This window comes from Pseudoxanthomonas sp. SE1 (assembly GCF_029542205.1).
In the GTDB taxonomy this organism is placed as follows: Bacteria; Pseudomonadota; Gammaproteobacteria; order Xanthomonadales; family Xanthomonadaceae; genus Pseudoxanthomonas_A.
The window spans coordinates 2,710,373-2,730,380 of the sequence record NZ_CP113783.1; the positions used below are offsets into that span (position 1 = coordinate 2,710,373).

At 65.9% G+C, this 20,008-nt stretch carries 18 protein-coding genes; 13 read left to right on the forward strand and 5 right to left on the reverse strand.

Annotated elements, in window-relative coordinates; all coding sequences use genetic code 11:
• Positions 1 to 56: 56 nt before the first annotated feature.
• From OY559_RS12800 to pcp, 8 genes are read left to right on the forward strand one after another with little or no spacing between them, the layout of a single operon-like run.
• Positions 57 to 716 (forward strand): dienelactone hydrolase family protein, encoded by a 660-nt coding sequence (locus tag OY559_RS12800; protein ID WP_277726622.1) that lies wholly within the window; start codon positions 57 to 59, stop codon positions 714 to 716.
• Positions 713 to 1,120 (forward strand): HIT domain-containing protein, encoded by a 408-nt coding sequence (locus OY559_RS12805; protein ID WP_277726623.1) that lies wholly within the window; start codon positions 713 to 715, stop codon positions 1,118 to 1,120. Before OY559_RS12800 ends, OY559_RS12805 begins: the two co-directional genes overlap by 4 nt.
• Complete coding sequence (gene pxpB / locus OY559_RS12810; RefSeq protein ID WP_277726624.1) at positions 1,117 to 1,815, forward strand: 5-oxoprolinase subunit PxpB; 699 nt, start codon at positions 1,117 to 1,119, stop codon at positions 1,813 to 1,815. The genes OY559_RS12805 and pxpB overlap by 4 nt, the downstream gene beginning before the upstream one ends.
• Positions 1,812 to 2,750 carry a 5-oxoprolinase subunit C family protein gene (locus tag OY559_RS12815; RefSeq protein ID WP_277726625.1) on the forward strand — a complete coding sequence of 313 codons (939 nt, stop codon included), beginning with the start codon at positions 1,812 to 1,814 and terminating at the stop codon, positions 2,748 to 2,750. Before pxpB ends, OY559_RS12815 begins: the two co-directional genes overlap by 4 nt.
• 20 nt (positions 2,751 to 2,770) lie before the next feature.
• The gene (locus OY559_RS12820; protein WP_277726626.1) at positions 2,771 to 3,532 is read left to right on the forward strand and encodes a 5-oxoprolinase subunit PxpA; all 762 of its coding nucleotides are present in this window, start codon (positions 2,771 to 2,773) and stop codon (positions 3,530 to 3,532) included.
• Positions 3,529 to 4,230, forward strand: a complete 702-nt coding sequence (locus tag OY559_RS12825; RefSeq protein ID WP_277726627.1) for a DUF969 domain-containing protein — start codon at positions 3,529 to 3,531, stop codon at positions 4,228 to 4,230. The genes OY559_RS12820 and OY559_RS12825 overlap by 4 nt, the downstream gene beginning before the upstream one ends.
• On the forward strand, positions 4,217 to 5,182 hold the full coding sequence (locus OY559_RS12830) for a 5-oxoproline transporter, DUF979 family subunit (protein WP_277726628.1): 966 nt from the start codon (positions 4,217 to 4,219) through the stop codon (positions 5,180 to 5,182). Before OY559_RS12825 ends, OY559_RS12830 begins: the two co-directional genes overlap by 14 nt.
• Before the next feature lie 24 nt (positions 5,183 to 5,206).
• Positions 5,207 to 5,860 (forward strand): pyroglutamyl-peptidase I, encoded by a 654-nt coding sequence (pcp, locus tag OY559_RS12835; RefSeq protein ID WP_277726629.1) that lies wholly within the window; start codon positions 5,207 to 5,209, stop codon positions 5,858 to 5,860.
• A 190-nt stretch (positions 5,861 to 6,050) separates the two neighbouring features.
• On the opposite strand, the gene dcd is transcribed toward pcp, so the two are convergent.
• The gene (gene dcd / locus OY559_RS12840) at positions 6,051 to 6,623 is read right to left on the reverse strand and encodes a dCTP deaminase (protein ID WP_062353420.1); all 573 of its coding nucleotides are present in this window, start codon (positions 6,621 to 6,623) and stop codon (positions 6,051 to 6,053) included.
• A gap of 97 nt (positions 6,624 to 6,720) precedes the next feature.
• Complete coding sequence (apbC, locus tag OY559_RS12845; RefSeq protein ID WP_277726630.1) at positions 6,721 to 7,560, reverse strand: iron-sulfur cluster carrier protein ApbC; 840 nt, start codon at positions 7,558 to 7,560, stop codon at positions 6,721 to 6,723.
• Positions 7,561 to 7,802: 242 nt separating this feature from the next.
• Here apbC and OY559_RS12850 point away from each other — a divergent pair, with 242 nt between their 5' ends.
• The 5 genes from OY559_RS12850 to rnfB all read left to right on the forward strand — a co-directional run bounded on the left by OY559_RS12850 (position 7,803) and on the right by rnfB (position 16,257).
• Entirely contained in the window at positions 7,803 to 9,821 is a 2,019-nt protein-coding gene (locus tag OY559_RS12850; protein ID WP_277726631.1) for an alpha/beta hydrolase family protein, read from the forward strand.
• A 293-nt stretch (positions 9,822 to 10,114) separates the two neighbouring features.
• The gene (locus OY559_RS12855; RefSeq protein ID WP_277726632.1) at positions 10,115 to 13,021 is read left to right on the forward strand and encodes a TonB-dependent receptor plug domain-containing protein; all 2,907 of its coding nucleotides are present in this window, start codon (positions 10,115 to 10,117) and stop codon (positions 13,019 to 13,021) included.
• Positions 13,022 to 13,203: 182 nt separating this feature from the next.
• Positions 13,204 to 13,641: a DUF2147 domain-containing protein gene (locus tag OY559_RS12860; RefSeq protein WP_277726633.1), complete on the forward strand. Its 438-nt coding sequence runs from the start codon at positions 13,204 to 13,206 to the stop codon at positions 13,639 to 13,641.
• A 116-nt stretch (positions 13,642 to 13,757) separates the two neighbouring features.
• Positions 13,758 to 15,818: a methionine--tRNA ligase gene (metG, locus tag OY559_RS12865; protein ID WP_277726634.1), complete on the forward strand. Its 2,061-nt coding sequence runs from the start codon at positions 13,758 to 13,760 to the stop codon at positions 15,816 to 15,818.
• A gap of 22 nt (positions 15,819 to 15,840) precedes the next feature.
• Complete coding sequence (gene rnfB / locus OY559_RS12870) at positions 15,841 to 16,257, forward strand: Rnf electron transport complex subunit RnfB (protein ID WP_277726635.1); 417 nt, start codon at positions 15,841 to 15,843, stop codon at positions 16,255 to 16,257.
• A gap of 12 nt (positions 16,258 to 16,269) precedes the next feature.
• Here the strand turns inward: rnfB and OY559_RS12875 are convergent, their stop codons facing one another.
• From OY559_RS12875 to mutL, 3 genes are read right to left on the reverse strand one after another with little or no spacing between them, the layout of a single operon-like run.
• Positions 16,270 to 17,205, reverse strand: coding sequence for a TraB/GumN family protein (locus tag OY559_RS12875; RefSeq protein WP_277726636.1), 936 nt, complete (start codon positions 17,203 to 17,205; stop codon positions 16,270 to 16,272).
• 13 nt (positions 17,206 to 17,218) lie between these two features.
• Positions 17,219 to 18,124: a DUF1684 domain-containing protein gene (locus OY559_RS12880; RefSeq protein ID WP_277730002.1), complete on the reverse strand. Its 906-nt coding sequence runs from the start codon at positions 18,122 to 18,124 to the stop codon at positions 17,219 to 17,221.
• 34 nt (positions 18,125 to 18,158) lie between these two features.
• Positions 18,159 to 19,970, reverse strand: coding sequence for a DNA mismatch repair endonuclease MutL (gene mutL, locus OY559_RS12885; protein ID WP_277726637.1), 1,812 nt, complete (start codon positions 19,968 to 19,970; stop codon positions 18,159 to 18,161).
• Positions 19,971 to 20,008: the final 38 nt, after the last annotated feature.

A 20,008-nucleotide genomic window follows, 5' to 3' on the forward strand; every position in this document is an offset into this window, starting at 1 on the left:
CACCGCTCTACCGGGCGGCGCCTACACTGTCCTGCCCTCACGAACGGACCCCGCGCATGGGCCAGTGGCTGCCTTTCGAATCCCCGCACGGCCGCATCCACGCCTGGCGGGCCGATCCCGAGGGCCCACCGCGCGGTGCACTGGTCGTGGTGCAGGAGATCTTCGGCGTCAATCCGCATATCCGCACCGTGGCCGAAGGATTTGCGCGCGAGGGCTATGTCGCGCTGGCACCAGCCTACTTCGACCCGGTCGAGCTCGGCGTGGAACTGGACTACGACGCCGATGGCATCGCGCGCGGCAAGGCCCTGATCACTGCATTGGGCCTGGAACGCGCGTCGGACATCACCCGCGCCGCGGCTGATGCGCTGGCGGGCCACGGCAGGGTCGGCACCGTGGGCTATTGCTGGGGCGGCACCGTCGCGCTGCTCGCCGCGCTGCGGCTGGGCCTGCCGTCGGTCAGCTACTACGGCGCGCGCAACCTGCCGTTCCTGGATGAGACGCCGCAGGCGGCGGTGATGTTCCACTTCGGCGAACAGGATGCCTCCATCCCGCCGGACATGGTGCAGGCGCATCGCGACGCGCTACCGCAGATGGCGGTTCACACCTATCCCGCCGGACACGGGTTCAACTGCGACCTGCGGGCCGACTATGATCCCGCCAGTGCACAGATCGCGCGCCAGCGCACGCTCGATTTCTTCAGGACCCATCTTTCATGAGCGACTTCGTCCTCGACCCGCGATTGGCCGCCGACAGTGTTTTCATCGCCGACGGCCCGCTGTCGCAGGTGCGGCTGATGGACGACACCCGCTTCCCCTGGCTGGTGCTGGTGCCGCGCGTCGCCGACGTCACCGAATGGCTGGAGCTGGACGGCGGCCAACAGCGCCTGCTGCTGGCGGAAATCAACCAGGCGGGCAACCTGATCCGCGCGCAGGACGGCGTGCAGAAACTCAACATCGGCGCGCTCGGCAACATCGTGCGGCAACTGCATGTCCATCTGGTCGGACGGCATGACGGTGATGCGGCATGGCCAGGACCGGTGTGGGGCAGCGGCGCGATGGTCCGGCACACCCCCGGCGCGTTGGCTGATGAAGTCGCGCGCTGGCAGCACCGGCTGCGATGAGCGGCCCCCAGATCGAACGGCTGGGCGATGATGCGCTGCTGCTGCGCTTCGGCGATGGCATCGACGACGCCACCAATCAGCGTGTGCACGCCCTGGCCCGTCACCTGCGTTCCCTATCACCCGCATGGTTGCGCGACCTGGTGCCGGCCTATGCCAGCCTCGGCGTGTTTTTCGACAGCACCTGCATGCCGGGCGACGATCCCCATGCCGTGATCGCGGAAGCCGTGACCGCCAGGGTGGACCCGCCGGCGCCCCTCGGGAACGCGACACCCACACTCCACGACATCCCGGTGTGCTACGGCGCTGGCTTCGGCGAGGACCTCGCGACGGCCGCGCGTGAACTGGGGCTGGAGGAAACCGAGCTGATCGCACGCCACAGCGCGCCGCGCTATCGCGTCGCGATGCTCGGCTTCGCGCCGGGATTCCCGTACCTGCTGGGGCTGGATCCGGCGCTCGCGCTGCCGCGGCTGGCGACACCGCGCGCACGGGTGCCGGCCGGTTCCGTGGCCGTGGGCGGCGCGCAGACCGGCATCTATCCGCATGCGGGGCCCGGCGGCTGGCGCCTGTTCGGGCGCACGCCGCTGACCTTGTTCGATGCACGGCGCGAGGCGCCCTCGCTGCTGCTGCCCGGTGATGAAGTCCGTTTCGTACCGATCGATGCACACGCCTTCGCCGCACTGGCGGGCGAGCCATGAGCCGCTGGGAAGTGTTGTCGCCGGGCGTACAGACCACCGTGCAGGACCAGGGGCGCACCGGCTGGCGTCACCTGGGCGTGGCACGCGCTGGCGCACTGGACCCGTCCGCGCTCGCATTGGCCAATCGGCTGGTCGGCAACGCGGAATCCTGCGCGGGGCTGGAAATCGTGCTGCGGGGGCCACGCCTTCGCCTGCCCCGGCCTGCCGACATCGCGCTGGTCGGTGCACACGTGCGTGCCTCGTGGAACGACGTGCCGTTGCCGATGGGCCGCCCGATCCGAGTCCCCGCCGGGGAACTGACGCTCGGCGCGGTACGCGACGGCGCGCGCGCCTGGCTGGCAATGACCGGCGGCATGGATGTCGCGCCGACACTGGGCAGCCGCAGCACCGACCTGCGTGGGGGCTTCGGCGGTCATGAAGGGCGTGCCTTGCGTGCTGGCGACCTGTTGCCTGCCGGCAGCACACATGATGCCGCCTCGCAGCCGCGGTTTCCCGCCTGGTGGATAGATCCCGACGATCCGTGGACCGTGGATCGGCACGTGCTTCGCTATGTCCCGTTGCATCACGCTGCAGCGTCGGCGCTCGGCACGCAGCGCTGGCGTGTCCATCCGAACAGCAACCGGCAGGGCCTTCGACTGGACGGGGCACCGCTCGAAGCGCAGGACGGCAGTGGCGTCTCCGAGCCGGTGGCGGTGGGCACGCTGCAACTTCCTCCCGACGGGCAACCGATCCTGTTGCTCGCCGATGCACAGACGGTGGGCGGTTACCCACGGCTGGGCCATGTGATCGCCTGCGACCTGGGCCGGGCGGCACAGCTGCGACCCGGCGAATCGGTCCACTTCGAGCCCATCGAACTGCGGCAAGCCCGCGCACTCGCGCTCGGGTACCAGCACCGGCTGGCGCGATTGCGGCTGGCCATCGCGCAACGCCTGTAAGGCTGGGGTACGCTCATCGCATGCACGCAACGCGCGACATCGATTTCAATTGCGACCTGGGCGAGGACTGCGGGGATGACGCCGCGCTCCTGCCCTTCATCAGTTCGGCCAGCATCGCCTGCGGCTTCCATGCCGGGTCGCCGGACACCATGCAACGGACGGTGGCGCTGTGCCTGGCAGGCGGCGTGGCGATCGGCGCGCACCCTTCGCACGCGGATCGCGACAACTTCGGCCGCATTCCGCACGCGATCGAACCCGCCGCCGCGTACGCGCTCACCCTGTACCAGATCGCGGCACTGGATGGTTTCGTGCGTGCCGCCGGCGGGCGCCTGCATCACGTCAAGCCGCATGGCGCGCTGTACAACCAGGCTGCGCACGATGCGGCACTCGCAGGCGCCATCGCGCAGGCCGTGCATGACCATGACCCGGGACTGGTGCTGTACGGACTTTCCGGCAGCAGGCTCACCGCCGCCGGTGAAGGACTGGGATTGAAGGTGGCGCATGAAGCCTTCGCCGAGCGTCGCTACGAATCCGATGGCAGCCTGACGCCGCGCACGCATGCGGATGCATGCCTGCCGTCCATCGACGCGTCGGTAGCGCAGGTCGCGCGGATGCTGCGGCAGGGCGACGTGATCTCGCGCACCGGGCCTGCCGTGCCGCTGCAGGCCGACAGCATCTGCCTGCATGGCGACCGCGCCGATGCCGCGGCTTTCGCGCGCGCACTGCGTCAGGCCATCGAGGCCGCCGGTTTCGCGGTCCGCAGCATGGAGCGTCACGCATGAACTATTGGCCGTTGCTGGGCATCGTGGTGGTGGTCCTCGGCTTCGTGCTGCGCTTCAACCCGGTGATCGTGGTGGTCAGCGCAGGCCTGATCAGCGGCGTTGCCGCCGGCAAGTCGATCCCCGACCTGTTGGCGTTGCTGGGGGAGAGTTTCGTCTCCAATCGCGCCTTGCTGATGTTCGCGCTGACCCTGCCCACCATCGGGCTGCTGGAACGTGCGGGGCTGCGCGAGCATGCCTTGCGCTGGATCGCGGGACTGCGCGGGCTGACACTGTCGCGGCTGCTGGCGGGCTACCTGCTGGTGCGCCAGGGGCTCAGCATGGTGGGGTTGATCGACATCGCCGGCCACGCGCAGACCGTGCGCCCGCTGCTGGCCCCGATGGCTGAATCGGCCGCGGAAAAGACCCGTGCGCCCTTGCAGCGCGAGGAAGCGCAACGCGTGCATGCGATGGCCGCCGCCACCGACAACATCGGCCGTTTCTTCGGCGAGGACGTGTTCCTGGCCTTCGGCGCGGTGCTGCTGATCCAGGGCTTCTATGCCCAGCACGGCATCGCGCTGGAGCCGCTGCAGATCGCATTGTGGGCGCTGCCGACGGCGATCGCCGCGTTCGTCATCCATGCGGTGCGCATCGTGCTGTTCCAGCGCCGGCTGGATCGCAAGGCCGTGCCGGCGACGGAGCGCAGCGATGCTGTCGATTGACCAGTTCTACCTGCTGTTGGCGGCCTTCCTGGCCTACGCCGGCTGGAGGAACCTCCGCCAGCACCGGTACGCGCACGCCGCGTTCTGGGGACTGATCGCGTTGCTGTTCGCGGGCGGAGGACACGTAGTGCGCGCCAGCAAGGCCGGCGACGCGCTGCCCGCGCAGCTGGCCGGTGCCGCGGTGATCGCGCTCGCTCTGCTGGCCACGCGCATGCGCCGCGAACCCCAGGACGAAGCGCCGGAATCGGAGCGCCTCGCGTCCGCGCTGCGACTGGGGCATCGCTTGTTCCTCCCCGCGCTGCTGATTCCTGCGCTGACCATCCTGGTGGTGTTGGCGGGTCCGCATCTTTCGCTCGCCGGAACGCCTCTGTTCGCCTCCGCCGGCCTCACCCTGACCGGGCTGGCATTGGCCTGCACGGTATCGGCGCTCGCGGCCGTCGCGGTGACGCACCAGCGTCCGTTGCGGGCCGCGGACGAAGGCCGGCGGTTGCTGGACACACTGGGCTGGGCGGCACTCCTGCCCCTGGTGCTGGCGACCCTGGGTGGCGTCTTCGCCGTCAGTGGCGTGGGCGAAGCCGTGGCGTCGCTGGTCTCGATGGTGATTCCCGCCGACAGCCGCATGGCCTGCCTGCTGGCCTTCGCGCTGGGGATGGTGGTGTTCACGGTGATCATGGGCAACGCGTTTGCCGCATTCCCGGTGATGATGGCCGGCATCGGCCTGCCGCTGCTGGTGCAACGGCATGGTGCCGACCCGGCCGTCCTGGGGGCGATCGGCATGCTGACCGGTTATTGCGGCACCCTGCTGACGCCGATGGCCGCCAATTTCAACATCGTGCCGGCGGTGCTGCTGGGGCTGGACGACCAGTACGGCGTGATCCGCGCGCAGGCCGCCACCGGACTGTGGCTGATGGTCACCAACGTGCTGCTGATGGCCTGGCTGTGTTTCCGTTGATGCGATGTTTTCCCGAGCTCTGACATGACCGCCACCCGTACCCTCCTGCTGACCGGCTTCCAGGCCTTCGGCGGGGAGCAGGAAAACCCAAGCTGGCAAGCCGTAGCGGCCTTGCATGGCACGCGCATCGCCGGGCATCGCGTGGTGGCGCGCGAACTTCCGGTGGCGTTCGGAGACGCCCTGAAGGCGCTGCGGGTTGCGCTGCGCGACACGCGCCCGGCGCTGGCGGTCTGCGTGGGCCAGGCCGGCGGACGCGCGCAGATATCGCTGGAGCGCGTCGCGATCAACGTGGACGACGCACGCATCCCCGACAACGCCGGGAAGCAGCCGGTGGATGTCCCCGTGGTGACTGGCGGGCCCGCGGCGTACTTCGCCACGCTACCGATCAAGGCGATGCGGCAGGCACTGCAGGAGGCAGGATTTCCCGCCGAGATTTCACAGACCGCGGGCACCTTCGTCTGCAACCACGTGTTCTACGGCCTGATGCATGCGCTGCGCGCGCAGCGCCACGTCCGTGCCGGCTTCATCCACCTGCCCTATTCGCCTGCGCAGGCCGCAAGGCATCCGGGTGCACCGAGTCTTGCCGTGGAAACGGCGACGGGCGCGCTCCGTATCGCCTTGCAGGCCGCACTGCGCGTGCGTGAGGACGCGCGTCTGCCGGGCGGCGCGGAACACTGATCAGCGCGAAACGGCCACCCCCGTACCCGCAATGAGGTCGTGCAGGCAACGGCGATCGTCCCGAAAGACCATCGGCACATCCACCAGCACGTAGATCGAGCCCATGCACGGGATGTAGGCGATGGCATGCCGCGGATAGCCCTGCCCGTCGGCGTGGCGCTGCTTACCTGGGATGCGTGCGCGGGAAGACTCAGGTTCGCGGCAGCGTCACGCCCGTCTGGCCCTGGTACTTGCCGCCACGGTCCTTGTAGCTGGTCTCGCAGACGTCGTCGGCATCGGACTGGAAGAACAGCATCTGCGCCACACCTTCATTTGCGTAGATGCGTGCCGGCAGCGGCGTGGTGTTGCTGAACTCCAGCGTCACGTGGCCTTCCCATTCCGGCTCCAGCGGGGTGACGTTGACGATGATGCCGCAGCGCGCGTAGGTGCTCTTGCCCAGGCAGACCACCAGCGTGTCGCGCGGGATACGGAAGAACTCCACCGTGCGTGCCAGCGCAAAGCTGTTGGGCGGGATGATGCACTCGTCGGCTTCGATGTCCACGAAACTCTTCGGATCGAAGTGCTTCGGGTCGACGATGGTGGAATTGATGTTGGTGAACACCTTGAACTCGCGCGAGCAGCGGACGTCGTAGCCATAGCTGGAGGTGCCGTAGCTGACGATGCGCTCGCCGTTGACTTGCTTCACCTGTCCCGGCTCGAACGGTTCGATCATGCCCTGCTGTTCGGCCATGCGGCGGATCCAACGGTCGCTCTTGATGCTCATGCAAATCCTGGTCTGGTGGGGCGAAGGCCGCACGGACGGCGCGCGGCGGACGGGGAATTGTAGGGCGGGCCCCGGCCCGCCGTCTTCGGCTGACCGGTCAAACCAACGAAGAGGCGATGGGCACGGACGCCCGCGGTCGCTGCGCCAGCGTCGCCGCCATCACCCGCGCCGTCTGCCGATAGGCCTGTGCCGCAGCCGAATCCGGTGCGGCCACGACGACAGGCTGCCCCGCATCCCCCTGCTCGCGGATGGCGATGTCCAGCGGCAAGGACCCCAGCAGCGGCACGCCGTACTGCGCCGCCATCCGCTCGCCACCGCCCTGGCCGAACAGGTGCTCCACGTGGCCACAGTTCGAACAGGTGTGGACGGCCATGTTCTCGACGATGCCCAGCACCGGCACTTCGACCTTCTCGAACATCTTCAGCGCCTTCTTGGCGTCCAGCGTCGCGATGTCCTGGGGCGTGGTCACGATGACGGCCCCCGCGACCGGGATCTTCTGCGCCAGCGTCAGCTGGATGTCGCCGGTACCCGGCGGCAGGTCGATCAGCAGATAGTCCAGATCGCCCCAGAGGGTGTCATTGAACAACTGCATCAGTGCCGACGTGGCCATCGGTCCGCGCCAGATCATGGGGGTGTCCTGGTCCACCAGAAGCCCGATGGACATGGCCTCCACCCCGAACGCCCGCATCGGTTCGATCAATTTGTTGTCCGGGCTGTCCGGCCGTCCCGACAGACCCAGCATGGCCGGCACGCTGGGCCCGTAGACGTCGGCATCCAGCACACCGACCCGCGCCCCGTCGGCGGCCAGCGCCAGGGCCAGGTTCACCGCCGTGGTGGATTTCCCCACGCCACCCTTGCCAGAGCCGACCGCGATGACGTTGCGGACGCGGGGGTGGGGAGTGAGGGCGCCTTGGACGGTGTGGGCTCGAACTGACATGGAAAAGCTACTCGGGACGTGGCAAAAGTGCGTGCCATTGCGTCGAGAAAGCACCGCGCGCATCGGCAGAGCGGGCACGGATCATCTCATACTCCAGGCCGAGGGACTTTCCAGTCCGCGCCCGCTGCACTACTCTGGCCCGCAAGCCAATGCCTGAACGAGATGTTCAGTATCGGATCATCTGGACAGCTGCAGCCGTCCATTGGCGCCATTTCATAAGACTCCAGGGTACGAAACAGACCATGAAGATTGGGAAAGGATATTTGATCGTTGCGTCATTACTTTTGATGACCGGAAACGCCACGGCTAGAGAAGCGATTCCGATCGAATCCTTCGCGCGCCTGCCCAACATCCAGTCCGTGTCCATGAGCACGGATGGCAAGAACCTAGTTGCCATCGTGGCGATGCCCGGCTCCAACAATCAGGAAACAGGGCTGGCGACCTGGAATCTGGACGATCTGGATGCCGGCTCGGTCATCACGCCCTCCGGCGACAGGATGAAGTTCATCGCCGCCAATGCGATGAAGGCCAACCGGGTACTCGTCCTGGGCCGCCAGGAGTGGACGGGGCAACTGGGCGGCTGCGGCGAAGGCAGCACGGTGGGCGCGACCAAGACCTTCGTGGTCAAGCCCTACCTGACCGACGTCAAACAGCAGAAGTTCGACGAGGCGTTCGCGGACAACACACGGCGCCTCGGTGTTGGCGAGGACCTGAAGCGCTGCCTTGAGATCGCGGGCACGGCCAATCTGGTGCATACGCTGCCGCTGGATCCGGACAACGTCATTATTTCGCAGACCAGCGGCCTGTCGCTCAGCGGCGCCTACTACCTTTACAACCTGCGTACCAACGACACGAAGCTGCTGTTCCGCGCCAACAACCGTACCAGCCCCGGCCTGTTCAATCCGCGCAATGGCGAACTTCTGACCCGTAGCCAGTTGGAACCGATCTCGCCTGGCGAATACGAGCAGCGCATCCTCATCCGCAACAAGGCCGGCGAATTCGAGGTGCACGAGCCTCTGACCAGTAAACTCAGCCAGCGCAATGCCGTCGATATCGTCGGCATCGATGAGCAGACCGGCAAGTTCTATGTACTGACCGACATGTTTTCGGACCTTGTGCAGGCATGGATGTATGACCCTGCAACGCGCAAGTTCGATAGCGAGCCACTGCTCGCCCACCCCAAGTTCTCGATCAGCCGCCTGATCCTGGGCTCGCAACCAAGCAACTTCAACCGCGTGCTCGGCTTTGTCGTCGACGGTCCGGAACCGGAGGCGACGTACGTCGACCCGGAACTGACCTCGATCCACGCCGGCTTGAAGAAGGCCTATCCCGGCCGCACGGTCGCCATCACGGGTTACAACAATGACCTGTCGCGTGTGCTGTTCACCACCGAAAGTGCGCAGCAGGCATCCAGCTATCGCTTGTTGATCGATCGCAAGCGTGTCGTTGACCTAGGCGATGAGCGCCCCTGGATCGACTCCAAACAGATTGGAGAGCAGCGCTGGGTCAACTATCCCGCCCGTGACGGCCTGAGCATCCCTGCCCTGCTCGACCTGCCGGCCGGTTGGAAGCAGAGCGATGGCCCGCTGCCCACCATCATCCATCCGCACGGAGGTCCCTGGGCCCGTGACTACGGCGGCTGGGACGCGTCGGGCTGGGTACCGTTCCTCACCTCGCGCGGATACGCCGTGCTCCGTCCGCAGTACCGCGGCTCCAGTGGTCTGGGACGCAAGCTGTGGCTGGCCGGTGACGCCGAATGGGGCCAGAAGATGCAGGATGACAAGGACGATGGCGCTGACTGGCTGGTCAAGCAGGGCATCGCCGACCCCGAACGCCTGGCCATCTTCGGTTATTCCTACGGCGGCTTCGCAGCGGCGGCGGCCGTGGTCCGCCCCAACAGTCCTTATCAGTGCGCAATCTCCGGCGCACCGGTGACCGACCTGACCAAGCTGGGCTGGTCATGGAGTGAGAACCGCCTGCAGCGGATCCTGCAAGGCCGGACCGTCAAGGGCATGGACCCCATGCTCAATACCGACAAAGCCAACGTCCCGGTACTGCTGTACGTGGGCGATCGCGATGTACGCACCCCGTCCTTCCATGCCCGCGGCTTCTACGATGCGGTCAAGGACAAGGTACCGGCAAAATTCGAACTGATCGCCGACATGCCCCACAGCATGCCGTGGTACTACCGCCACCAGCAGCAAGCCCTTGGCCTGATGGAAAACTTCCTGGCCAAGGATTGCGGGCCGGGCGGACTCTGACCCCCACGCTTCCACGCATTGGAACCCCGCCGCCCGGCGGGGTTTCTTTTTTCACCGTTCTCCGAGCGTGCTACCGGCCCGATGCCCGATCCGGCCTCATCTGCGGTTTCCCGTGCGACAAGCCAGCGTATTGCGCGCCCCCCCCTTAGCACAGCTTCGCGGAAGGCGGTTATGCCCGTGTCACATGTTTCTAACATTTGGTTGCTATGGGAACCGGACGGTGCATATACTCGCTTAACCCCTGCATAACGTGCAGGGGCACTCATCTAGCGGGACTCTTAGGGGATTCAACCATGCAGCAAGCAAAGAAAGGCATTGCCTTCAAGAAGTTGCCTTTGTTCGTCGCCGTCCTCGGCTGCCTGTACGGCGGCAACGCTATGGCACAGGACGAGGCAACCGAGAATGAACCGGAGGAGAAGAAAGAAGCCGTTCAGCTCGACAAGATCACGGTTACCGGCTCGCTGCTCAAGCGTGTCGAATACGACTCCGTGTCACCGGTCCAGGTCATCACCGCTGATACCAACATCGCGCTGGGGCAGGTTGAAACCTCCGAGTTCCTGCAGAAGTCGAGCATCGCTGCAGGTGCTACCCAGATCAGCCACCAGTTCGGCGCATTCGTGACCGAAGGTGGCGTGGGTGCGCAGACCCTGTCGCTGCGCGGCCTTGGCCCGAACCGTAGTCTGGTCCTGCTCAATGGCCACCGCCCCGGCCCGGCCGGTACGCGCGGCCAGGTGGGCGCGTTCGACCTCAACGTGCTGCCTTCTTCGATCGTGCAGCGCATCGAACTGCTGAAAGACGGCTCGTCCTCGATCTACGGTTCGGATGCCGTAGCCGGTGTGGCCAATGTCATTACCCGCAAGAACATCACCTCTCCGGAAATCTCCGTGAGCTTCCGCGCCCCATTCTTTGGCGGTGGCGAAGTGATCAATCTGTCCGGCGCGACCGGCTGGAACTTCGACAACGGCAGCATCACGCTGGCGGGCGAGTACTACAAGCAGTCTCCGCTGACTGTCGGCGACCGCGACTTCCTGAAGTGCGCTGAAGACCTGGTGTGGGATCAGGAAGGCAACCGCATCGACCGCGAGGATCGCTCCATCCTCGCCGGCACCCCGCTCGGCGGCTGCACCAGCGGCAACCTGTACGCGAACACCGTCAGCGACCTGCTGACGGGTGCGCGCTACGTGCCTACCTGGAACGGCCAGACCATCGGCAACATCCCGGGCTACCGCCCGCGCGTAAGCACGACCTACGCGAACTCGCCGCAGGCCAGCTACACCGACGTGCTGAACTTCCCCTTCTTCGGCGAGCAGTACGTCATCCAGGATCTCGAACGCTTCAGCGGTTACCTGTCGACCGACTTCTCACTGGGTGACGTGAACTGGAAGACCGAACTCCTGGTCAATCGTCGCGAAAGCGAGTACAGGGGCTTCCGCCAGTTCTTCCCGGTCATCGTCGGTGGTTCGGGCTACTTCTACGCCAACGACCCCGATTTCCGGAATACCGCAACACCCTCCGGTGTTTCTCAGCCGGTCATGCCTTTCCGCTCGAACAGCAGCCAGAAGGTCGACTACTACTACGTCAACACCAACTTCAACGGCCTGTTCGCCGACACGTGGTCCTGGGACATCAATGCGTCGTACTCGCGCTCCAGCGGTACTTACAGCAATCTGGCGATCGACGCATCCAAGACCGGCGACTGGAACTACGGTGAAGATGCCCCGACCATCAATTACTTCGATCCGGGTTTCCTCAATGGCACCCGGATGGACGAACTGGTCGGCCTGATTGGTGTGTGGGATACCGGCAAGACCGTGTACGACCAGACGGTCGTGACCGGCGTGGTGACCGGTGAGCTGTTCAACCTGCCTGCAGGTGCGGTGGGCGCGGCGATCGGTGCCGAGTACCGCGAATTCAGCATTGACGACCAGCCGGGCTTTTACTCGGTCAACGGTCTCCTTTGGGGCGCGTCCTCTGCACAGCAGACCAAGGGCGACGATTCGGTGAAGGAAGTGTTCGCCGAAGTCGAAGTGCCGCTGCTGAAGGGCCTGCCGGGCGTCGAGTCGCTGACGTTCAACGCTTCGACCCGCTGGTTCGACTACGACTCGGTAGGCGACAGCGACGATGTCTGGAAGATCGGTCTGGGCTGGCAGATCGTGCCCTCGCTGCGCCTGCGTGCAACCAAGGGCACTTCGTACCGTGCTCCGGGCCTGTATGAGCTGTACTTGGGCAATCAGTCGGCCTTCCTGGGTCAGACAGCGATCGATCCCTGCATCAACTGGGGCGAAAGTTCCAATGCCAACATCCGTGCCAATTGCGGTGCAGCAGGTATTCCGGACAACTACAACGGCGCACCCAGTTCGGCCACCATCTACCAAGGTGGCGGTGCGGGCTTCCTGACACCGGAACATTCCAACGCCTTCACCGGCGGTCTGATCTGGACCCCGGAATTCGCTCCGATAAGTGTCGCTCTGGACTACTTCGAGATCGAGGTGTTGGACCAGATCGGCGAACTGGAAGCGCAGACGATCGTCGCCAGTTGCTACGGCTCGGACGTGTATCCGAACAACTTCTGCTCGATGTTCACGCGTAACGCACCGGATGCTGCGGTCGAACCAAACGGCATCCAGGAGGTCTATGCGACCTACGTCAACATCAACAAGCAGAAGGTGCGTGGCTATGACCTGCTGGTCCGCTACGAAGACGATTTCTCGTTCGGCAAGCTGACGCTGGAATCCAATGTCACCTACATGAAAGAAGATGTGGTGCAGCTGTTCGACAGTCCGCTGGCGGGTGGTTCGACAATCTCCAACTACGTCGGCGGCATCGGCCGTCCGAAGACCGTCGGCAACCTGTCGGCTTCGCTGGAGCGCGGCGACTGGACGTACAACTGGGGCATCGAGTTCGTCGACAGCACCCGTCGTCTGACGCCACTCACCTCCACCGGCAGCTACACCTACTTCGGCCATCCCAACGCCGTCGTCGACACCAAGGCCGACAGCCGCACCTACCACACGGTATCGGTGCAGTATGAACAGCCGAAGTGGTCGTTCCTGATGGGTATCCGCAACCTGTTCAACAAGGAACCGGACACCATATCGGCCGCCGCTGGCTACAACCGCTACGGCAACGTACCGGTGAGTGCCACCCAGTACGACTACCTCGGCGTTTCGCTGTTCGCCCGTGTGAACTACAAGTTCTGACGGCCGGTCCGCGCATCGTGGTGTAACAGGCAGGGGCGGCGAAAGCCGCCTCTGCTTTTTTGCGGAACCTCCGGCAACAAGTCGAGCACGACCCTTCTTCCATACCCCACCGGATGCGGTATAAAGAGGCCATCCCGCCGGCCACCGCCGGCGGGCCTGACCAACATCCCTGGGAGGGGAACATGCGCAAGACCCTGTTGGCCGCCTGGCTGGCCGTTCCGTTGCTTGGTCTGTCGCTGTCGGCCGCCGCTGCCGATGCGACCGGGCGCTGGAAGACCATCGACAGCGATACCGGCAAGCCCAAGTCCATCGTGGAAATCACCCGTGCCGCCAACGGTACGCTCAGCGGCCGGATCATCGAGCTGCTCAACCCGAGCAAGCCGAATCCGGTCTGCGACAAGTGCAAGGACGACCGCAAGAACAAGCCGATCACCGGCATGGAGATCATCCGCGGCATGAAGGCCGACGGTGCCAATGAATGGAGCGGCGGCACGATCCTGAAGCCGGACGAAGGCAAGGTGTACAAGTCGAAGATGGAACTGATCGACGGCGGCAAGAAGCTGGAGGTGTCGGGCTGCATCGCCTTCATCTGCAAGTCGCAGACCTGGATCCGCCAGTAAACGCTTTTCATGAGTTCCCGCGGGCCCGGTCATTGCCGGGCCCGCTGCATTGCAGGGGCGGAAAGGGTGCCGTTCGGTCCATGCGATAATCGCGGCCCCCCGTCGCGAAGTCCGTCATGAGCCGCACCGCCCTCGTCACCAACGCCCTGCCCTACGCCAACGGACCGCTGCACCTCGGTCACCTGGTGGGCTACATCCAGGGCGACATCTGGGTGCGGGCACGGCGCATGCGTGGCGACACGGTGTTCTTCGTGTGTGCCGATGACACCCACGGCACGCCGATCATGCTGGCCGCGGAGAAGGCGGGCATCACACCCGAGGCCTTCATCGCCGGCATCCAGGCCGGACACGAACGCGACTTCGCCGCCTTCGGCGTGGCGTTCGACCACTACGACTCCACCAACTCGGTCGCCAACCGCGAGCTCACGGAAGCGTTCTACGGGCGTCTGGAGGCCGGCGGCCACATCGCGCGCCGCAGCGTCGCGCAGTTCTACGATCCGGCCAAGGGCATGTTCCTGCCGGACCGTTACATCAAGGGCATCTGCCCGAACTGCGGTTCGGCCGACCAGTATGGCGACAACTGCGAAGTGTGCGGGGCCACCTACGCGCCGACCGAGTTGAAGGAACCGAAGTCGGTGCTGTCGGGCGCCACGCCCGAGATCCGCGACTCCGAACACTACTTCTTCGAGGTGGGCCGCTTCGAGGCGTTCCTGCGGGAATGGCTGGCCGGCGACGTGGCACTGCCGGGCGTCAAGGCCAAGCTGCGCGAATGGCTGGATGCGGAGGGCGGCCTGCGCGCCTGGGACATCTCGCGCGACGCGCCTTACTTCGGCTTCGAGATCCCCGGCGCGCCCGGCAAGTACTTCTACGTGTGGCTGGATGCCCCGATCGGCTACCTGAGCAGCTTCCGCACGCTGTGCGCACGCCTGGGCATGGACTTCGACCCATACCTGAAAGCCGGCACCGACACCGAACTGCACCACTTCATCGGCAAGGACATCGTCAACTTCCATGGCCTGTTCTGGCCTGCCGTGCTGCACGGTGTCGGCCTGCGCGCACCCACGCGGCTGCACGTCAACGGCTACCTGACCGTGGATGGCGCGAAGATGTCCAAGTCGCGCGGCACCTTCATCATGGCGCGCACCTACCTGGATGTCGGCCTGGAGCCGGAGGCGCTGCGCTACTACTACGCCGCCAAGTCCTCGGGCGGCGTGGATGATCTCGATCTGAATCTGGGCGACTTCATCGCGCGCGTGAACGCGGACCTGGTGGGCAAGTTCGTCAACCTGGCCAGCCGCTGCGCGGGCTTCATCGACAAGCGCTTCGGGGGAAAGCTCGCGGACGTGTTGCCCGAGCCGGCGATGTACCAGCGCTTCGTCGAGGCGCTCGGCCCCATCACCGAGGCCTATGAACGCAACGAACCCGCCACCGCGCTGCGCCTGACCATGGCACTGGCCGACGACGCCAACAAATACATCGACGAAAAGAAGCCGTGGGTGATCGCCAAGCAGGAGGGCGCCGACACCCAACTGCAGGCCATCTGTACGCAAGGTCTGAACCTGTTCCGCATCCTGGCCGCCGCACTGAAACCCGTCCTGCCGCGCACGGCGGCGGAGGCGGAAGCCTTCCTGAGCGCGCCGGTGGTGCTGTGGAGCGACGTGGCTGCGCCGCTGCTCGGCCACACCATCCAGCCCTACTCGCCACTGTTCACCCGTATCGACCCGAAACTGATCGACGCCATGACCGACGCATCCAAGGACACGCTCGCCGCACCCGCACCTGCCCCCCCCGAGAAGAAGGCCGAGGCGAAGTCGGCTGCGCCCGTGGAAGCGAAGGACGCCACCGGCGTCATCGGCATCGACGATTTCGCCAAGCTCGACCTGCGCGTCGGCAAGGTGCTGGAATGCGGTTTCGTCGACGGTTCCGACAAGCTGCTGCGCTTCCTGCTGGACGCGGGCGACCTGGGCCAGCGGCAGATCTTCTCCGGCATCCGCGCCAGCTACGGCGAGCCGGAAAAGCTGATCGGGCGCAACGTGGTGTTCATCGCCAATCTGGCCCCGCGCAAGATGCGCTTCGGCCTCAGCGAGGGCATGATCCTGTCGGCCGGCTTCGATGGTGGCGCACTGGCGCTGCTGGATGCGGATGCCGGCGCCCTGCCCGGCATGCCGGTGCGCTGATCCGCGCGGTCGCGCTACGGCGATGAACGCCGATCTCGTCGAACGCCTCGACCGCCTATTGCCGCAGACGCAATGCGGCCAGTGTGGGTACGACGGTTGCCTGCCTTACGCGCAGGCAATGGCGCATGGCGACGCAGGCGTGGACCATTGCCCGCCCGGTGGCGATGAGGGCGCGCGGGCCCTCGCAAGGGTGCTGGAAGTACCGCCCCTGCCCTACGACCGCACGCGCGGTACGCACAAGGCGGCCATCGTCGCAGTGGTGGTCGAAGCCGACTGCATCGGCTGCACGAAGTGCATCCAGGCCTGCCCCGTGGATGCCATCATCGGCGGCGCGAAACATATGCACGTGGTGATCGACCCCCTGTGCACGGGCTGCGAACTCTGCGTGCCTGCATGCCCGGTGGACTGCATTGTGATGGAGCCGGTCCGGGCACCCTGAGTTCGAGAACGATCAACGATCGCCGTTTGCGCAAGCCGAGCACACGCGCTCGACCGTATAACCCTGCGCACGCAATTTCTCCACCACCCCATCCTTGCCCAGCAGATGCAAGGCGCCCACGACGACCAGCGCATCGTCGTCGCCGGGCTGGGTGAGGATCTGCCGGATCTTCGGCACCCATGCGTCGTTGCGCTCCACATTGATGCGCTGGTAGAGGCGCGGGTATTGGCGCTTCATGTCGGCTGCCATGCGGGTCCACAGGCCTTCGGCATCGCCGCGACGCCAGGCCTGGTGCAGCCGCTCGGTTTCCGCCGCCCCCTTGTCGGCCTGTTCCAGCGCTTCCGTGATGAACTGGCGCTGCTCGGTGGCATCCATGCCGTCCAGCACACCGATCTGTTCCCGCGCGCGCTCCAGCCCGCCCGTCGGCTTGCCGGCGGCCTTGGCCCTGTCCATGAAGTGGTTGTCCAGGCCCAACTTCGGATCCAGCCCCTGCCTGGTCATCTCGACGATGCTGATGGTAAGAGCGACGAACCACGGCTCGAAACTGTTGAACGTGGCCAGCGGCATGCCGTTCTCGCCGGCCCAGGCGTCAAGGCGCGACCATGTCGCCTCATCCAGATCCTGCTGGAGCGTCTTGCCATCGGTACGCATGGCGGCCTGCATCATCAACTGCGGCAGTGCCGGGGACTGCATTTCCTCGGGCGACAGTTCGAACAACAGTCGCTCGGCATCGGCAAACGCGGCGTCGATGTCGGCGGAGAGCGGATAGTCGCTGGTCCGCAGCAGGTGGAACGAGCCGAGCAGGTACACCGCATTGTCCTTGTCCGAGACCTTCCACATCAGCGGTACGGGCGCTCCCGTCGCTTTGGGCACATCTGCCGCGAGAACGGACGTGCTGACCAGCACACCGATCAGGACGAAGGTTTTCAGCGATTGGCGCAACAGCATCGGAGCCTTCCTTTCAGAGCACTTTGATGGGCTTCGCGTAAGCCTTCTCACCTGCGTCGACCAGCAGGTCGAGGCGGTTCTCCGCAGGTGGCAGCGGACAGGTGGCGTATGGCGTGAACGCGCAAGGCGGGTTGTAGGCGCGATTGAAGTCCAGCACCACCTTGCCGTTGCTCGGTCCTTCCGCATCGAGGAAGCGGCCTGCGGGATAGCTGCCGTGCCCACTGGTGCGATCGGCGAGCACGAAGAACAACGGTCCCTCGGGAGGACCCAGCGCTTCGAGGCGGAACATCTTGCCATCGCGCTCGAACTCGACCGCGCCTGGATTCGGTGACTCGTTGGTCACGCCGATCACGTCCACGATGGTCAGTGTCTTGCCTGGTGGGTGCGCGATGTAACGCCCCTCCACGCGCCACGCCTCCTGGAGGGGCCAGTAATCCAGTCCCACGAACTGCGTGCGCGATTCGGCATCGGCATGCTTCACGCGCAGCGCGTGGCGCCCTCCGCGTTCGATGACCGACAGCGTGCCCTTGCCTTCATCGAACCCGACGGCGCTTGGCGAAGGATCGCGATCACTCTGCAGTTCCACGCGCCCCTTCAGCGGTTCGCCGTCGAGTGTCAGGTCGACACCGCGCTCGGGCGTGAAGAAGATGCGCCCTTCCTGCTGCGTCAACATGCCCATCTTCGCCGGGCCCACGGCGAGCTTGATGCCACTGGCCGGTCCACTGCCGAGGAAGTGCGATTTCAGTTCGATCCAGTGCAGGCCGACCAGGCTGGTCCAGCCATCCGGCGCCACCAGTTCGTTCTTCCGTTGCTCGCGCCACGTGGCGTTGTCGGCCAGGAAGCCGGCATCGACCACTTTGCCGGTCGTCGCCCCCTTCCCGCCATCCCCTCCACACGCGGCCAGCAGGCCCAGCAGCATGGCCATCCCCAGCCATCCCGTGTTCTTCCCCATTTCAGCGTCCTCGCAGGAACCAGCGGTCGATCTCGCCCAAGGAAAAGCGCGTCCAGGTCGGACGGCCATGGTTGCATTGCCCGGAGCGCTCGGTGATTTCCATCTCGCGCAGCAGGGCATTCATTTCAGGCAGCGTGAGGCGCCGGTTGGCGCGCACGGCGCCGTGGCAGGCCATCGTTGCCAGCAGTTCGTCGCGCGCAGCCGCGACGCGCCGGCTTTCGCCATGCTCGCGCAGGTCGGCCAGCACATCGCGCAGCAATGCCTCCGGCTCGGCATTGGACAGCAGGGCCGGGATGCTGCGCACGCTCAGCGACTGCGGGCCGCTGCGGGTGACATCGAACCCCAGTGCAGCGAGCGTGGAGGCCTCGCGCTCGGCCACGTCCGCCTCACGCTCGGCCACCGCCAGCACCAGCGGCACCAGCAGCGGCTGGGTACGCAGGCCGATGCTGTCGTGCGCATCCTTCAGTTTTTCGTAGCCGATGCGTTCGTGCGCGGCATGCATGTCCACCACGATCAGGCCATCGGCGTTCTCCGCCAGGATATAGATGCCATGCAACTGCGCGATGGCAAAGCCCAGTGGTGGAATGCCCCTCGCGTCGTCTGCCGGCATCACCGGCATGGAGGATGGGGAATATGCCGCTTGCAGATCCGGGCGAGCCGCAGGCGCGGACGCATAGAGCGCCGCGTATGCCGCCGGTGCCTCGGCCACGCTGAGGCCCAGCGGAGACTGCTGCGTAGGCATCCACGCCGAAGGCGCGGGCGCAGCAGCAGCGGCGTGCGATGCGAACGGCGATGCACTGGCACCCTGCGGCACCATGCCCGCACGTGTCTCCGCCAGGGCTTCATGCAGCGTGCGGTAGACGAAGTCATGGATCAGTCGCGTGTCGCGGAAGCGGACTTCATGCTTGGCCGGATGGACGTTCACGTCCACACGCGTGGGATCGAGCTCCAGGAACAGCACGTACGCAGGTTGGCGACCATGGAACAGCACATCCTGGTAGGCCATCTTCACCGCGTGCGCGATGTTGCGGTCGCGCACGGAACGTCCGTTGACGTAAACGTACTGCTGGTCGGCGCTGGCCCGTGAGTAACCGGGCTGCGCGATCCAGCCGTGCAGGCGCAGGCCGGCGGCGGCATGGTCCACGCGCAGCGCGTTGCGTGCGAACTCCTCTCCCAGCGTTTCGCCCAGCCGTGCGAGCGATTCGAGCTCGTCGGCCTTGTAGCGCCGCGACGGACGGCCGTTGTGCGAGACGCGCAGTTCAATGTCGGGACGCGCCAGCGCCAGTGACCGCAACCACTCTTCGATGTGGCCCATTTCGGTACGTTCGGCGCGCAGGAACTTGCGCCGCGCCGGCACGTTGTAGAACAGTTCGCGCACTTCCACCGTGGTACCCACCGCGTGCGGCTTGGGCGCGACTTCACCGACCTTGCCGCCTTCCACCTGCAGCGATGCGCCGTGCTCATCCTGCGCGCGCCGCGACGTCAGCGCGAAGCGGCTGACCGATGCGATCGACGGCAGGGCTTCGCCACGGAAGCCGAGCGTGGCCACCGCTTCCAGATCGTCGAGCGAAGCGATCTTGCTGGTGGCGTGGCGCGACACCGCCAACGGCAGTTCGTCCGGCGCGATGCCGCCGCCGTCGTCGCGGATGCGGATCAGGCGGACGCCGCCCTCTTCCAGGTCGATGTCGACGCGGCGCGCGCCGGCATCGAGCGCGTTCTCCACCAGTTCCTTGACCACGGACGCGGGGCGTTCGACGACTTCGCCGGCGGCGATCTGGTTGATGAGGGTATCGGGGAGCTGGCGGATCGGCACGTGCTGGCGGCGCTGGCGCGCCGTCCCGGGGAATCAGA

Bases quoted from the DNA above. Each gene is read 5' to 3' on its own strand.
- OY559_RS12855 (WP_277726632.1), top strand. From the start codon at position 10,115: ATGCAGCAAGCAAAGAAAGGCATTGCCTTCAAGAAGTTGCCTTTGTTC.
- pxpB (WP_277726624.1), top strand. From the start codon at position 1,117: ATGAGCGGCCCCCAGATCGAACGGCTGGGCGATGATGCGCTGCTGCTG.
- OY559_RS12830 (WP_277726628.1), top strand. From the start codon at position 4,217: ATGCTGTCGATTGACCAGTTCTACCTGCTGTTGGCGGCCTTCCTGGCC.
- metG (WP_277726634.1), top strand. From the start codon at position 13,758: ATGAGCCGCACCGCCCTCGTCACCAACGCCCTGCCCTACGCCAACGGA.
- pcp (WP_277726629.1), top strand. From the start codon at position 5,207: ATGACCGCCACCCGTACCCTCCTGCTGACCGGCTTCCAGGCCTTCGGC.
- OY559_RS12850 (WP_277726631.1), top strand. From the start codon at position 7,803: ATGAAGATTGGGAAAGGATATTTGATCGTTGCGTCATTACTTTTGATG.
- OY559_RS12880 (WP_277730002.1), bottom strand. From the start codon at position 18,124: ATGCTGCTGGGCCTGCTGGCCGCGTGTGGAGGGGATGGCGGGAAGGGG.
- OY559_RS12820 (WP_277726626.1), top strand. From the start codon at position 2,771: ATGCACGCAACGCGCGACATCGATTTCAATTGCGACCTGGGCGAGGAC.
- OY559_RS12825 (WP_277726627.1), top strand. From the start codon at position 3,529: ATGAACTATTGGCCGTTGCTGGGCATCGTGGTGGTGGTCCTCGGCTTC.
- OY559_RS12860 (WP_277726633.1), top strand. From the start codon at position 13,204: ATGCGCAAGACCCTGTTGGCCGCCTGGCTGGCCGTTCCGTTGCTTGGT.
- rnfB (WP_277726635.1), top strand. From the start codon at position 15,841: ATGAACGCCGATCTCGTCGAACGCCTCGACCGCCTATTGCCGCAGACG.
- OY559_RS12815 (WP_277726625.1), top strand. From the start codon at position 1,812: ATGAGCCGCTGGGAAGTGTTGTCGCCGGGCGTACAGACCACCGTGCAG.
- dcd (WP_062353420.1), bottom strand. From the start codon at position 6,623: ATGAGCATCAAGAGCGACCGTTGGATCCGCCGCATGGCCGAACAGCAG.
- apbC (WP_277726630.1), bottom strand. From the start codon at position 7,560: ATGTCAGTTCGAGCCCACACCGTCCAAGGCGCCCTCACTCCCCACCCC.
- OY559_RS12800 (WP_277726622.1), top strand. From the start codon at position 57: ATGGGCCAGTGGCTGCCTTTCGAATCCCCGCACGGCCGCATCCACGCC.
- OY559_RS12875 (WP_277726636.1), bottom strand. From the start codon at position 17,205: ATGCTGTTGCGCCAATCGCTGAAAACCTTCGTCCTGATCGGTGTGCTG.
- OY559_RS12805 (WP_277726623.1), top strand. From the start codon at position 713: ATGAGCGACTTCGTCCTCGACCCGCGATTGGCCGCCGACAGTGTTTTC.